Here is a 15,613-nt window from a genome sequence, read left to right on the forward strand (position 1 = left end):
CCGGAACAACGGACGCCACCCGATTGCGTATGCCGGATCTCTCCAAGCTCAACGTTTCCTTCCCTCGTCGCATTTTAAGCCGAATTGGGCTACTGCTGCTACTCATCAGCGGCATGACCTTCAGTACGGTCACGCCGGCTTTGGCCCAACTGGTCGAAATCTGTAACAACAATATCGACGATGACGGCGATAACCTCATTGACTGCCAGGATCCCGACTGTCCGGAATGCGCGCAGACGATTGAATGCGGTACGTCCAATACGTGCTACATGCCGCCCATATACGGCAACCCGACAACGGCTAATGTCAATTACTTCGGTTCGCAGGACCTTGTTCTGTCTACGAACGCTCCCTTCACGACCGTACGCATCCGGACGCCGGATGGGTCCTACGACCAGACCGTTGTCGTAACCTCGACCGGATCGACGATCGTATCACTTCCAACCAGCCTGACGGGTGGCCAGACCGTGGTTATGTCGAATACGGTAAATACGGTTCAGCGGAACAAAGGGCTGATCATTACGTCGGATGAGCCCATCCAGGCAACCTACCGACAGACGGCTTCTCTGAACCAGGACATTGTACCGCTCAAATGCCGGGCGGCTCTTGGATATGCTTTCTACACCGGTAGCCAAACCCGGCTAACCACGACCAACAACAACCTGGATGAGCGGCATTTTGTGGGCGTCATGGCGACGCAGAACAACACGGTCGTTACGTTTCGGTTGCCACCCTCCGCTGCCGGGGCACCCACCAGTGTAACCTCGTTGCAGGGCATCACCACGTTTCCGCATACGGTAACGCTGAACGCCGGTGATACGTATCTGGTATCGACCCGGATAATTGGTACGGCCAACTCGGAAAACCGGTCGGTAGCTGGGGTGTTGGTTACGTCGAACCAGCCGATCGTGGTTAATTCCGGGTCGCAGCACAATGGACAACCCTACAGCGGTAACAAGGACGCCGGGATCGACCAGTTGGTACCGGCCCGAACGACCGGCCAGAACTACGTGGCAGTTCACGGCCAGAATACGACCGCTAATTCTGATTACATATTTGTGGTTGGGATTGAGCGGGCAACGACGGTTACGATCTCAGGGCCGACATCGGCGGGGGGGACTGTCACGGCTCCGCTGGCAACCACTGTCATCAATAACGGAGAGGTATTCACTTACAATCTGCCCAACTATCCGAACCGGGCCTTTACCATCACTACCTCCCGGCGGGCGTATACGTACCAGGTGTCATCGTACGCAGCCAACGAATTCGGCATGGGAATTCTGCCGACCATCAACCCCTGTAACGGGAGCAGGCGTATCGATTTCTACCGAACCAGCAGTAGTTCCAACGATCAGGCCATCGTGACCATTCCCCAGGCTGGCTTGTCGAGCCTGCGGTTCAGAGGGCAACCCTATACGACCTATGGTACCGTTGTAGACAATGTAACGGTAGGGGGCGTACCGCAAGCCATTGTCAGTTTTCCCAACGGCTCGATTGCTGCGGCTGGTACGGTCAATACCGTTACGTCCAACGAGCGGTTTCAGGTCGGTGTAATCAGTAATACGGGGGGGACCAGCACGGGTAATTTCGGCTTCTACTCAAACTACGACGCACGTGTCGATGTACTGAATCCCGACAACAACCTGCCCGACGATTTCTATACTGCGGCTGAAGTTACACCGGGGCAGGCCGTTACGCGGTGCCTTCGGCTGGCCAGTTGCGGTACCCGAAACCGGATTACCAGCATTGTAGGCGGTTCGCTGACGCAGTCAGTTAGTTTCTCCCAGGATAGCTGCATTACGTACACGATGCGGGCTAACGCCCCGTCCTGTTCGCGCGATACGATCCGGGTGGCTGTCGAAAATGAGCTTGGCCGACAGGGGACTGTCTGTCTGGAATTTGTGAACCGGAACAATGACCTCACCGTCACTATTTTGCCGGCGAATCCGGTGGTTTGCTTACCGGGCGGTACAACCTCGCTGACAGCCGTAGCTACTAGTTCGAGTGGCAACTATACGTATCAATGGATCACGCCGGACAAGCAGATTCTGACTACCCGGGTTATTTCGACAACGGCGGTCGGGCGATATAACCTGACCGTCACCAACGCGCAGGGGTGTCGGGATACCACCTCGATTGTGGTGCAGGCCGAAACCCCAACGCTCAGTTTTGCCAGCGGACCCACAACGGCCTGTACCGGTAGCACAGCCACCTATACCCTGGCCGGTAGCTCGGGAACGTATAGCTGGTCGGTCACCAACGGAACCATCACGGCGGGCGGAACGCCAACCAGTAACAGTGTGACGGTGCGCTGGACCGGTACAACGCCCGGAACCGTCCGGGCAACCGTGACGACGCCAAGTGGTTGTACGGCTACGGTAGCGCAGTCAGTGACGGTGTTTGCGACTCCTACGCTAACCGTTACCACTCAGAACCCACGATGCAACGGCAGTTCCGACGGACTGGTAAATCTGACGGTAACCGGTGGAACATCACCTTATACGTATCGGTGGAGCAACGGCGCGACTGTTGAAGACCTGGCGGCTGTTCCAGCCGGTACGTACTCGGTGACGGTTACGGACCGCAATACCTGCCTTGCTACGCCCACGCCCTTGTCGGTCACCCTTACCCAGCCCACGGCCCTCACCCTGACTACGGCCGTGACGAACCTGTCGTGCAGCGGGGCTACGACTGGTACCATCAATCTGACGGCAACGGGAGGAACACCGGGCTATACGTATCGGTGGAGTAACGGCGCGACGACTCCGAACCTGGCGGGCGTTACGGCCGGAACCTATTCCGTAACGGTCACCGATGCGAATAGTTGTACGGCCACTACCTCGGCCACGATCGCTCAGCCGCCTGCTCTGCGCGTAACGCTCGATGAACGGGATGCGCTCTGCAATGGGACCAGCACCGGTTCGGTCAGCCTGACCGTAACGGGCGGTACAACACCCTACTCTTACCGTTGGAACACCGGTGCGACGACCCAGAACTTACCGGCCGTTTCGGCGGGGACCTACTCCGTGACGGTGGCCGATGCCAATAGTTGTACGGTTACCGGCTCCATCGTGGTCAGCCAGCCCCCGGCTCTTACGCTCACCGCGCAGGCAACGCCGGTTCGCTGTTTCGGCAGTGCCACGGGGGCCGTATCGCTGGCCGTAGCAGGCGGTACGCCGGGCTATACATATCGGTGGAGCAACGGGGCCACGACCCAGAATCTAAACGCAATTGTGGCCGGGGCGTATTCCGTCACGGTCACGGATGCCAATAGTTGTACGGCTACCACGTCCGTGACGGTGACGCAGCCAATAGCATTAAGCCTGAGTACGACGCAACAAAACCCAACCTGTTTCGGTAATGCGAACGGCAGTATCAATCTGACCGTAACGGGCGGCACACAGCCCTACCAGTACCGCTGGTCGGATGGTGTCCTGACCGAAGACCGTTCGGCACTGGTCGCCGGGGTGTATTCCGTGACGGCCACAGATAACAACAACTGTACGGCGGTTACGTCGGTAACGCTGACGCAGCCCGCAGCCCTGACCGTAGCAGCATCGGTTATTAATGTGGCTTGTGCCGGGGGCACAACGGGCACTATCAGCCTGACCGTGTCGGGCGGAACGGGACCTTACACGTATCGCTGGGCGGATGGACCGACCACGGCGAATCGCACCAATTTGGCGGCCGGTACGTATCAGGTTACGGTAACCGACGCGCAGGGGTGCCTCAGCAGCCGTAGTTTTATTGTCGATGAACCGCAGCCGCTGCAACTGAGCCGGACCTTCACGAATGTGCGGTGTTTCGGCGGTACCGACGGCAGCATTGACCTGTCGGTCGTAGGTGGTACACAGCCATATGCTTACCGGTGGAACACAGGGGCGACCACACAGGACCTGACCGGGCTGGTAGCGGGTACTTATTCAGTAACCGTTACAGACGCGAATAGCTGTTCGGCCGCCATAACCACTACCATCACCCAGCCAACGGCGCTGAGTCTGAACACTCAGGTGACGGGCGTTGCCTGCAACGGGGGTGCCAACGGCGCTATCAATCTGTCCGTTACCGGTGGTACCCTACCGTATCAGTTCCGCTGGACAACCGGCGCGACGACCGAAGATGTCTCGGGCCTGACTGCCGGGGTGTACTCGGTCACGGTTACCGATGCAAATCTGTGTACGGCTACGACGTCCGTGACGGTGACGCAGCCGACGGCTCTAAACCTCTTGACCGACGCTACGAATCCGTCCTGCTTCGGCAGCGCCGACGGGGCCATCAGCTTGACGGTGCTGGGCGGTACGGTTCCGGATACGTACCAGTGGAGCAACGGCGCGATCACCGAGGGCCTGATCGGACTCACCGCCGGGGTGTATTCCGTCACCGTGACGGATGTCAACAACTGCACCATAGCTACATCGGTGTCACTCACGCAGCCGGCCGCCCTAAGCCTGACTACTTCATCGACCAATGTGGCCTGCAACGGTGCCCGCACCGGAGCCATCAACCTGACTGTGTCGGGTGGTACCACGCCCTACCGCTATGCCTGGAGCAATACCAGTGGGATACCCGGCGCGACCACCGAAGACCTGGCTAGTTTACCGGCCGGAACGTATTCAGTGACGGTGACCGATGCGAATGGCTGCACGGCTACCACCTCCGTAACCATCACTGAACCTCCGGCGTTGGCTATTCAACTCACCGAGCAGGATGCTGCCTGCAACGGTGCCACCAACGGGGCGGTCAACCTGACCGTCACCGGAGGAACGCCCGCTTACACGTATCGGTGGAGCAACGGAACCACGACCGAAGATTTGACCGGACTGGTAGCCGGAACGTATTCCGTGACCGTAACCGATGCCAATAGCTGCACCATCAGCGGCTCCGTGGTGGTAGCGCAGCCCACCGCACTCAGCCTGACGACGCAGGCGACGCCGGTACGTTGCTTCGGCGGATCGGACGGCAGCGTTCAGTTGGCCGTAGCGGGCGGCACGTTGCCCTACGCGTTCCGCTGGTCGACTGGTGCGACCACCGAGGACATTACGGGAGTATCGGCCGGTGTCTATTCCGTCACCGTGACCGATGCCAACCAGTGTACCGGCGTTATGTCGGCGACCGTGGGGCAGCCCACCGCGCTGAACATTGCCGCCGTAACTCGCGACGTTGGCTGCTTCGATCAGCCAACGGGCAGCATTAGTGTGACCGTAACGGGTGGTGTTGCCCCCTACGAATACAGTTGGAACGACAATGTCAGCACGCGCAACCGACAGGCTTTGGTAGCCGGGGTGTATTCTGTCACCGTGACCGACAATAACCAGTGTACGGCTTTCCGTTCCTTTACGTTAACACAGCCCGATTCGTTGAATCTCAGCGAGGTCATCAAGCCGGTGTCCTGCAAAGGAGGCTCCGACGGCGCCATCGACCTGACCGTAACGGGCGGTACGGCTCCGTATCAATACGCCTGGACTAATACCGCCGGGCAACCAGTTGCAGCAACCCAGGACCTGGCAAATATTCCGGCCGGTAACTATACCGTGACGGTAACGGATGCGGCCGGATGCGTGAGCCGATCTACCTCGGCCGTGACGGAGCCTGATTCGCTGATTGTCGAAGGCATGCCGAGCAATCTGCAATGCAGTGGGCAATCGGGCAGCATTACGCCGGCCGTTCGGGGTGGCACACAACCCTACAGCTATCAATGGAGTAACGGAGCTACAACGCCGAGTGTATTTGGCTTGCCGGCCGGCTCCTATACGCTGGTCGTTACCGATGCGAACGGCTGCCAGGCTTCGCTACAAACCGTGATTACGCAGCCACCGCCGTTTGCCATCAGCGCTCAGGTGACGCCCGAAACCTGCAACGAAAGTTCCGACGGTGCCATCAACCTGATCATCGAAGGAGCGACACCACCGTACCAGTTCCGCTGGTCAAACGGTGCCACTACCGAAGACCTGACCGGTCTGACGGCGGGCACATACTCCGTTACCGTCACGGATGCAAATGGGTGTACCGAAACACTCATGGCTACCATTACTGAACCACCGGCGCTTGTACTCAGCGCCACCGAGGTAAACGCATCCTGTTTTCAGGGACGCACCGGCAGCATTGACCTGACCGTTACCGGTGGCACGGCCCCGTACAAGTATCGCTGGTCAGATTCCTTGACGACCCAGGACCGGACCAATCTGGAAGCCGGAACGTATGTTGTGACGGTGACTGACAACAACGGCTGCGTCCAGAGTCTGACCGTCGTTATTACGCAGCCCCCGGCGCTGGTGATCAATACCTCTGAGCAGGACGTATCCTGCAACGGTGGCAGCAACGGCTTCGTTCGGCTGACCGTAACGGGTGGCACAGGGGCCTACGCGTATCGGTGGAACAACGGCGCGACAACCTCCGAAATCAATGGATTAACAGCCGGTATTTATTCCGTGACGGTGACTGATGCGAACAGTTGTACAGCCACCGAGCGGGTCGTGGTCAACCAGCCAACGGCGCTGAGTCTGTCGGCGGCTGATCAGGATGTTCGCTGTTTCGGTGGTAACGACGGCTCAATCCGGCTGGCGGTTTCGGGGGGGACGCAGCCCTACACGTATCGGTGGAATACCGGTGCTACGTCCGAAAACCTGTCGGGGCTGACGGCCGGGGTGTACTCGGCGACCGTGACCGATGCCAATGGCTGTTCCATTAGCCTGACCGATGAACTTACTCAGCCGGCCGCCCTGAGCATTGCCGCTCAACAAACGAATGTTCGCTGCTTCGGTGGCGACGATGGCACCATCAGCCTGACGGTTACCGGCGGTACATTACCGTATGAATACGAATGGGCGGATGGAGCGGCCACCCGAACCCGCCAGGGGCTGAGCGCCGGGGTGTACTCACTGACGGTCATGGACGGTAACAATTGTGTGACGAGCCTGAGCATCACCATCAGCGAACCGCCTGCGCTGACCTTGCAGGCGCAGGTGCAGGCGGTAGCCTGTGCCGGTGGTGCAACGGGGACTATCAGCCTGACGGTGTCGGGCGGTACGGCTCCTTACAGCTATTCCTGGAACACCGGCGCTACGACGCAGAACCTGACCGGGCTGACGGCGGGAACGTATCAGGTTACCATCACCGATGCGAACGGGTGCCGACTCACCCGCAACTTCACCGTCGACGAGCCGACTCAACTGCAACTGAGCAATAGCTTTACCAATGTTCGCTGTTTCGGCGGATCGGATGGGACCATCGACCTGACCGTAGCGGGCGGAACTCAACCGTACAGCTATTCCTGGAATACCGGCGCAACGACCGAAGATTTGACGGGGCTGGCTGCCGGTGTCTACACCGTAACGGCTACCGACGCCAATCTGTGTACGGCTACTATGTCCGTCACGATTTCGCAGCCGCAACCCCTTAGCCTGACCGCACAGGCCACGCCGGTTGACTGTTTCGGCCAGGCGAACGGTACTATTCAACTGGCCGTTACGGGTGGTACGCAACCGTATGCTTATCAGTGGAACACCGGTGCCACCACCGAAGATTTGACTGGCCTGATCGCGGGAATTTACTCAGTGACTGTTACCGATAGCAATGGCTGTACGGCCGCTACGTCCGTGACCGTCACGCAGCCCACTGAGCTAAGCCTGACGTATCAATCGCAGGACCCGGATTGTTTCGGGGCATCCGACGGAGGTATTCAACTCACTGTGGCCGGCGGCACTCAGCCGTATACGTACCAATGGAACACCGGCGCAACCACCGAAGACCTGGCCAACCTGGTGGCGGGGGTATATTCCGTTACGGTGACAGACACCAACGGCTGTACGGCCGCTACCTCGGTAACCCTGACGCAACCTACGGCGTTGAGCCTGAGCGCATCGGCCACGAACGTGGTCTGCAATGGGGCGGCAACCGGCCAGATCAATCTAACTGTCAATGGCGGGACTACCCCGTATCTGTATAGCTGGAGTAATGGAGCGACCACCGAGGATCTTTCCGGTTTGCTGGCCGGGGTGTATTCGGTTACCGTAACGGACGCGAATCTGTGTACAGCCATTACCTCCGTCACGATCACCCAGCCACCGGCCCTGACACTCGCCCTGGCCGAGCAGGATGTGCTTTGTAATGGCGGGGCTACAGGCAGTATCAATCTGACCGTAACCGGCGGAACGCCCGCTTATACGTATCGGTGGAGCAACGGAACCACAACGGAGGACCTCAGCGGGCTGGTAGCCGGGGTGTATTCGGTCACGGTAAACGATGCCAACAGTTGTACCGCTACCGGAACCCTTGTCATCAATCAGCCTACGGCTCTGACCGTAGTGGAAACCAGCCAGAACGTTCGCTGCTTCGGCGGGAACGAAGGGGCTATTCAACTGGCCGTTTCGGGTGGTACCCAGCCGTATACATATCAATGGAGCAACGGGGCTACAAGCCAGAATCTGACGGGCCTTATTGCGGGCGTATACTCTGTAACGGTGGCAGATGCCAACGGCTGTACGCAGGCTGTTTCCGAAACCATCACCCAGCCTACGGCCCTGAGCCTTTCTGCACAAACGACCAATGTGCGCTGCTTCGGTGGTCAGGACGGAACCATAAACGTGACTGTTACCGGTGGTACGGCTCCCTATCAATTCGAGTGGGCTGATGGTACGGCCACGGAAGATCGGCAGGGCCTGGTAGCTGGGACGTACTCCCTGACGGTTACGGATGCTAACAACTGCGTGACGAGCCTGAGCATCACCATCAGTCAACCGCCTGCGCTGGCCCTTCAGGCGCAGATACAGCCGGTAGCCTGTGCGGGAGGGGCCACCGGAGCCATCAGCCTGACGGTGAGTGGCGGAACAGGCCCCTACAGCTATTCGTGGAACACCGGTGCTACGACGCAGAACCTGACGGGACTGACGGCGGGGGCGTACCAGGTTACCATCACTGATGCCAACGGCTGTTTGCTGACGCGTGGGTTTACGGTGACCGAACCGACTCCTCTGCTGGTAAGCGGCAACGAAACGGATGTCAGTTGTTTTGGCGGTTCGAATGGCAGCGTCACCCTGACCGTGGGGGGCGGCACACAACCGTATACGTATCAATGGAACACCGGGGCAACGACCGCCAACCTGAGCGGGCTGACGGCCGGGGTATATTCGGTGACGGTTATCGATGCGAACCAATGCACCGGTGGCTTGTCGTTCACCATTAGTCAACCATCAGCCTTGAGTCTGTCGGCGCAGACGACCCCGGCGCTTTGCAACGGCACCAACACCGGCACTATTAACCTGATGCCTTCGGGAGGAACCGCGCCGTATACGTACCAATGGAGTACCGGCGCAACGACCGAAGACCTCGACAGTCTGGCGGCTGGGCAGTACGTCGTAACCGTAACGGATCGTAACAATTGCGTTCAATCGCTGACCGTTACGATTGGCCAGCCGGATGCCCTGGTACTGACCTTTACCACCCGGAATATTCGCTGCGAAGGCGACCTGGCCGGTCTGATCAATCTGACCGTAACCGGTGGAACAGCCCCGTACTTGTATGCCTGGACGAACGCCACCGGCCAACCCGTTGCGACGACCGAAGACCTCAACAACATCGGAGCGGGTACCTATCAGGTTGTTGTAACCGATGCGAATGGTTGCCGCGACAGCACCCGGGTCACCATCACGGAACCGTTCCGGCTGGAGTTTGAAGGGTTCGTGACGAACGTAACGTGCTTCAGTGGTAATACCGGTAGTATCGATATCAGTACCCGGGGAGGTACCCCGCCTTACCGCTTTCTCTGGAACGACGGCGTCACGACCGAAGACCGCACGCAACTGGTGGCCGGAACGTACTCGCTGACCGTGACCGATGCCAACGACTGCCAGTTCTCACAAGCATTTGGGGTGACGCAGCCCGCAGGCTTCCCGGTCGTTACGGCGAATAGTAATGCACCCATTTGTTCGGGAGATACACTCCGGCTGACGGCTACCGCCAGTGTGTCGGCTACGTATCGCTGGACCGGACCGGCCAATTTTACCGCCAACGTAGCCAACCCAACGCTGGCGAACGCAACTACCGCCAACGCGGGATTGTACATCGTTACGATCACGGATTCGGCGGGCTGTTCGGGGGCTGATTCGGTCAGCGTCACTATCAATCAGCGCCCGGCCTTTAACGCTTCGGCGGTATCACCGACCTGCGTGGGAGCAACGCCCCAGACAGACGGCCGGATTGTGCTGGGCGGCTTCAACCCCGCCTACCGGTACGACGTCTCCGTTGGGCCAACCTACACCGGTCCGGCTACCAGTCCGGCGGGATTGCCGACCATACCTGCTACTGGCGTCGTTGCTCAGAATCTGGCCAACCCGGCCAGTCCGCAGCCCTATACCATCCGGGTGTTCAACGACAACGGCTGTTTCCGGGACGTAACGGTCGTGCTGGTGCCAAGCACCTGCGAGTGCCCGGAAATCTGCGTACCCGTGAGCCTGCAAAAGGTTTCGCGGTAGTAAGTGGGTCGTCTGACGAACAGAATGAGCTTGATGTCAGGAGTTGGTCAACTGCGGAGCGGCCTTGTAGTTGAGCAGTTTCAGTACGGCCGCTTCCTGGCGCGGGGTGTCGGTCGTAATCTTCTGCTGTAGCGACCGGACGCGTTCTGCATAGGCATTCTGATCGGTGAGTAGCATACTGATTTGCCAGCGGATTATGTTCGGATCGGCTTTCCGCAGTTCGCCCGCCAGACCCAGTCGATGGTACAGCACCCGGCCGACGTTACCTACCTGATCGCTGGTCAGGTTGAGCGGATAAACGAGCATGGGCACCCCGGCTGCGAGACATTCCGTAACGGAGCCAATTCCGCCGTGCGTCAGCATCAGATCGCAGTGGGGGAGGAGCTCAGGCTGTGGTACGTGCGCAAACAGGTGGATATGCGACGGAAGCGACACGTCGGGCTGAGCGGCCAGCAGTTTGTTGGCGATGATCACCTGAACGCCCGGCAGGGGGCGCACGGCTTCCACCACCTTGTGCAGAAACTGAACCGCTACGTCGGCCTGATCGGCGCTGAGTGTACCCAACGCTACCAGAATCACTTTGTCTTCTCCACGCAGCACCGGCGAAATGGTTTTCCAGAACGGAGCATTGTCGGTAGTATCCCGGCGCTGGTAGGGCCGGGTCAGAAAGAACTCCGCAGCGGTCGGCCTGAACCAGGGGTACTCAAACGCCTGGGGCGTCATGTAAATGGACGACACGCCCCGGACGATGTCGTACAGAGCGTTATTGCGCTGGTCCAGACGGCGCTTGTCAACCCCGAACCTGCGACCCCGGCGCCCGACAAAATACAAATCGTTTTTGCCGAGAAACACGCCCTCGCGGAGCCAGCGCCCAACCCGTCGGCGCATCAGGTGTTTCTCCCACGACCACCAGCTATAGGCCCGGTCGCGGAACGAATTGAAGCTTGGGGTTGGGTCGGTCATCGGCGGCAGACCAGGAGCGCGCCGGGTGGGTGGCTTGATGTGCAGAAAACAGACCTGCGGCACCAGGTGCTGCACCAGGTAATAATAATAGTTCAGATGCTCGTCGATCAGCACGTGATCCGGACGAACAGCTTCCAGAACGCCTTCGATGGACCGGACCTTTTCCAGAAACTCGCGGTACCGCTGCCGACCGAACTGTTTGCTGCGGATGGTCCGTTTCAGATCCTCCAGGCTTTCGTGTCGGTTAACGACGTAATATTCGATGAGGTAGTCGAGCTCGATAAACGCAAACCCCTGCGATTCGATGTGGTTGCGCAGGTAAGCCGTCCCCGTAAAGACAACCCGGTAATCATGGGCGCGAAGCAAATCGGCCAGCCGAAAAAAGCCATTATAGTGGCTGGGTAGCGGATTAATCAGGAACAGAACGGTCTTCATCGAACAAGCAGGCAAAAAGGCACGTTCCGAAGTTCCGAAAATTCGGAACGTGTGCTCGTCTTGAAAGCGGCAGAGTTTGCGCTTATTTTCTGAGCGGTTGTTTTCTGCCTATTTTGACTCCCTTCGTTCGACGAGGTAACGTTGATTAGGGCAAAATTTGGCCTGTTCGCTTCTACTTAAAATCAAACAGGACCGGAAACAGGAAGGTCACGACGACGGTCCACAAGCTATAAACCGGTAAAAATCCGGCTATGACGTTCCCCACAACTTCGGCGCGGAGGGTGGTCCCGTTCTGGCCGCTTCGGATGGCCTGAAAAAGCGTACGCGTTACCAGAATCAAATTGACCAGAATAAGCACATTGCCCCCTAAAACGGCGAGCCGGTTTGGGGTAATGCCCCATTCGGTTATCCGGTATAGGATGGCCGACAGCGCAATGCCATTCACAATGATGGTCGTAAGCGCCAGCACGAACAGCAGCAACACTTCGTTGCGGTTAACAGCCGCCTTCGACGATTCGGCTACGGAAAACAGGATTAGGGCCATAACCCCAATCAGGAGCAGGTTGAAAACAATCAGAAAATCCCGGTCTTTAAACGGATCTTTACCGGAAGTTACGATGGCGATCAGAAAAGCGATTACGGTAAGTAACGCCAGGGGGGTAAAGAGCCGGGCGATAACGGGTGAGACCCGGCCGACCAACTGGGGGTTGGTGCGAACCAGGTACGTACCGACGAAGGGCGCGGCCGATACGCCAAAAACGACAACATAGCGGCCATAGAATTCGCCAATGTTGATTTGTATTGATTTAAACAAGCCAATCGTGATCGCGGTGAACAGGAAACCCGCGATGGCAATCAGGGCCATCATTACCGCCAGATCGCCATTGTAGCGCAAGAAGTCGAGCCGTTTCCGGCTGTCTGTTATCCTATCGCCGACGAAGCTGAATCCCAGTAACGTCCACAGGAAAAGGGGGAGGTGAATGCAGGCCAGAATCAACGTATCGCTCCTGGGCGCAACAGGCAGTTTGTTAATATACAGCAGCGAAATCAGCGTCACCGAGGCCACGCCAATCAGTTTGTTTACGCTACTTTTCTGCGTCCAGAGGAAGTAAGCCATCAACAGCGGAAGCACGATGAAAGCAATATTTCTCGAATAGAAATATTCTTCGTCGATTGCCAGTAGTTCCGGCAGTTTGGCAAACAGCCCGGCCAGAACGGAAGCGATAACGGTGAAGGTTAAGTCTCTGGTCGAATCCTTGGAAATCGCAGGACTGGCGTAATTCAGCCGTTCGTACCAGATCGCTACGGTTTTGTTGTTTTTTAACTCTTCGTAAATCGAGTTGAACGACTGCGTAAAGGCGGTTTGGTTGTCCCGGTACAATACTTCGAGCTGCCGGGGATTGTCCAGATTGTTAAGAATGGCCTCTTTCATGGATGTGGTCGTTTTACGTTAATACCAGAGTACGGCTTGTAAATCAGTACGTTTGTTACGGTTATAGGTTTTTTATGAACTCTTCCAGGGCGTTCAGGTGATCGGTGAAAGCCTGCCGACCGGCGTCGGTGGCCGAGTAGGTCGTATTGGGTTTGCGGCCAATGAATTGCTTCTGCACGGCAACGTAACCGGCTTCCTCCAGCGCCCGCAGGTGTGTAGCGAGGTTGCCGTCGGTCAGGCTGAGCAGTTCTTTGAGGGCATTGAAACTGAGTGACTCATTTACCACTAGTACGGACATGATGCTCAGCCGCGCTTTGCTCTCAAAGGCTTTGTTAAACTGCGCTAACAGGTCTTTCATCATGCCGTATCGGTTTTGCGTTCGTACTTGTACCACATGGCCAGTCCATACACGATGTGCAGGACCCCGAAGCCCAGCGCCCAGGCCAGCAGGTTGATCCCACTGATGAACAGGGACAGCAAACCGAGTGCGATTTCGCAGTAACCCAGCGATTCAACATCGCGGTGCGTGTATTTACTGCCGTTCAGCAGCGCCAAACCGTAGAAAATAAGCGTCGTTGGGAATGTCAGCCAGACCAGATTGTAGCGGATGAATGCCAGACACACCAGGCCCCCCGTCGCCAGCGGCACCAGCAGCGCCCACAACAGCCGCCGTGAACTGGCATTCCAGACGCTCAGCCCCTGCCGACGAGCCCGGCGAACCGTAAAAAACGTACCAGCCAGCAGCGCAAGCACCAGCACGACAAGGGCATCCGTGATGAGGAACGTAACCAGATCGTGCCGGGTGGTAGTCGACGGAATAATCGGGCGGTCGTAGATGGCGCGGGGATACGACTCGGCGGCTTTTCGGAGGGAAACTACCCCCACCCCCACGAGTGCGATAATGCCCGCCGAGACGCCCGATAAACCACTTAAGGACAGGAATTTGGAAGAGCGCTCCATCAGGCTGCGGATCTCGGTCAGCGTCTGGAGGTGTTCGCGCGATTCAGACATGGTCAAGGTTGGATGAATACGTAAATTAACGGAAGGAGTACTGGCTGTACAGGAGGTCGACCAGTTTTCCACCCAGGATTATGACACCGACTACGACGGACGTAATGGCCAGCACCAGAACGGCTCCCGACGACAAATCTTTAACGGCTTTGATCGTTGGATGAAGTTCCGGCATTACCAGATCGCAAAGCTTCTCAAGGGCTGTGTTAAACGCTTCGGCGGCCCAGACCAGCCCGATCTGAGTCAGGATAATTGCCCATTCCGTGCGGGCCAGACCTAACCAGAGGCCCGCAATAATGACAGCCGCAGCGATGAGTAAATGAACTTTGGCGTTGTTTTCGTACCGAAACAGATCGACAATGCCCTGCCCGGCAAACCGGAAGCTGCGAAAAACCTTGTGAACATTAATCATGAAGCAAAATATCGGTGAAACAGCCGGACGTTCATGGGCTTATGCGGGCAACCGGCCAGCGTGAAGTAGCGGTCTTCCCGGCGGAGTATCGATGCTGGAAGCAAAAACGGATTCATGGCGTGACTATACGGCTCAGGCTTTTGCATCGCTATCCTGCTCGACGTACCAGTAAAAAGCCACGTACAGGACCGTCAGCACAAAGCCATACGCCAGGGTTAGTTTCAGGCTCAGGTGATCCTGGTACGAACTCGTTACGGCGTTCAACAGCAGCGACGGTTTAGTCAGAATGTGCCAGCTATTCCACCGCCCGAACCGCCCGAGGTAAATTCCGAAGCCCGATAGGAGCTGGCAACCGATCATCAGGACCCAGGCGAGGCTATGTTCTGTCAGGGGGCGAATCATCCGGTGAACCAGCAGGGTTGAGTACAGCCCCGCCAGCAAACCCGTCAGGGCAAACAGGAACAGCGTCATGGTGTCGAACCACAACAGGGAGTCCTGTAAGTTCTTGATGTGAAACAGGTCGGTGATGATGTACGGCGCATTAGGTACGAAGGCCAGCCAACCAGCCAGACCAGCGGCCAGTAGCCACATCTGTCGAAAACCAGCCGCCCGCAAATCGCGCAGCACCAGTACCACGCCCAGCGGAAACCACGCCAGAAACAGGTTCCACGTCAGCATGATAAAGAACCACCAGTTGCCGGTCAACAGCCCGCGGGTGATCAGCAGGCTCAGGCCGGCTACGGTGAGCAGCGTAAGGGCACGCAGGCCACGGCTGGTCGATACGTCCTGAAACGGGGAGCGGTACGTACTTAACGTCTGGGTAAGATTATTCATGTTATAAAGTACTTTGTGTTGCAAAGTAAACGGATAAATGAAATGCCAGTCAAGGAG

Annotated in this window: 8 protein-coding genes; 1 reads left to right on the plus strand and 7 read right to left on the minus strand. The window is 57.8% G+C overall.

The window, feature by feature from the left end:
• Positions 1-29 precede the first annotated feature (29 nt).
• On the plus strand, positions 30-10,469 hold the full coding sequence (locus BN8_RS32790; RefSeq protein WP_009280407.1) for an adhesin AidA-related: 10,440 nt from the start codon (positions 30-32) through the stop codon (positions 10,467-10,469).
• 36 nt (positions 10,470-10,505) lie between these two features.
• Here BN8_RS32790 and BN8_RS03485 read toward each other — a convergent pair whose 3' ends face one another.
• The 7 genes from BN8_RS03485 to BN8_RS03510 form a co-directional block, all read right to left on the minus strand.
• Positions 10,506-11,867 (minus strand): nucleotide disphospho-sugar-binding domain-containing protein, encoded by a 1,362-nt coding sequence (locus BN8_RS03485; protein ID WP_009280408.1) that lies wholly within the window; start codon positions 11,865-11,867, stop codon positions 10,506-10,508.
• Positions 11,868-12,039: 172 nt separating this feature from the next.
• Positions 12,040-13,299 (minus strand): hypothetical protein, encoded by a 1,260-nt coding sequence (locus tag BN8_RS03490; RefSeq protein ID WP_009280409.1) that lies wholly within the window; start codon positions 13,297-13,299, stop codon positions 12,040-12,042.
• A gap of 61 nt (positions 13,300-13,360) precedes the next feature.
• Entirely contained in the window at positions 13,361-13,660 is a 300-nt protein-coding gene (locus BN8_RS03495; RefSeq protein ID WP_009280410.1) for a winged helix-turn-helix domain-containing protein, read from the minus strand.
• The gene (locus tag BN8_RS03500) at positions 13,657-14,310 is read right to left on the minus strand and encodes a hypothetical protein (RefSeq protein WP_009280411.1); all 654 of its coding nucleotides are present in this window, start codon (positions 14,308-14,310) and stop codon (positions 13,657-13,659) included. Before BN8_RS03500 ends, BN8_RS03495 begins: the two co-directional genes overlap by 4 nt.
• Before the next feature lie 25 nt (positions 14,311-14,335).
• Positions 14,336-14,722 carry a diacylglycerol kinase family protein gene (locus tag BN8_RS03505; protein WP_009280412.1) on the minus strand — a complete coding sequence of 129 codons (387 nt, stop codon included), beginning with the start codon at positions 14,720-14,722 and terminating at the stop codon, positions 14,336-14,338.
• On the minus strand, positions 14,719-14,868 hold the full coding sequence (locus tag BN8_RS33125; RefSeq protein WP_009280413.1) for a hypothetical protein: 150 nt from the start codon (positions 14,866-14,868) through the stop codon (positions 14,719-14,721). The genes BN8_RS03505 and BN8_RS33125 overlap by 4 nt, the downstream gene beginning before the upstream one ends.
• Positions 14,855-15,556 (minus strand): DUF1361 domain-containing protein, encoded by a 702-nt coding sequence (locus tag BN8_RS03510; RefSeq protein ID WP_009280414.1) that lies wholly within the window; start codon positions 15,554-15,556, stop codon positions 14,855-14,857. The genes BN8_RS33125 and BN8_RS03510 overlap by 14 nt, the downstream gene beginning before the upstream one ends.
• Positions 15,557-15,613 lie beyond the last annotated feature (57 nt).

The sequence above is a fragment of the Fibrisoma limi BUZ 3 genome (genome assembly GCF_000296815.2).
Classification (GTDB): domain Bacteria; phylum Bacteroidota; class Bacteroidia; order Cytophagales; family Spirosomataceae; genus Fibrisoma; species Fibrisoma limi.

Coding starts and splice junctions, on each gene's coding strand:
- BN8_RS32790 (WP_009280407.1), top strand. CDS start 30: ATGCCGGATCTCTCCAAGCTCAACGTTTCCTTCCCTCGTCGCATTTTA.
- BN8_RS03485 (WP_009280408.1), bottom strand. CDS start 11,867: ATGAAGACCGTTCTGTTCCTGATTAATCCGCTACCCAGCCACTATAAT.
- BN8_RS03490 (WP_009280409.1), bottom strand. CDS start 13,299: ATGAAAGAGGCCATTCTTAACAATCTGGACAATCCCCGGCAGCTCGAA.
- BN8_RS03495 (WP_009280410.1), bottom strand. CDS start 13,660: ATGATGAAAGACCTGTTAGCGCAGTTTAACAAAGCCTTTGAGAGCAAA.
- BN8_RS03500 (WP_009280411.1), bottom strand. CDS start 14,310: ATGTCTGAATCGCGCGAACACCTCCAGACGCTGACCGAGATCCGCAGC.
- BN8_RS03505 (WP_009280412.1), bottom strand. CDS start 14,722: ATGATTAATGTTCACAAGGTTTTTCGCAGCTTCCGGTTTGCCGGGCAG.
- BN8_RS33125 (WP_009280413.1), bottom strand. CDS start 14,868: ATGCAAAAGCCTGAGCCGTATAGTCACGCCATGAATCCGTTTTTGCTT.
- BN8_RS03510 (WP_009280414.1), bottom strand. CDS start 15,556: ATGAATAATCTTACCCAGACGTTAAGTACGTACCGCTCCCCGTTTCAG.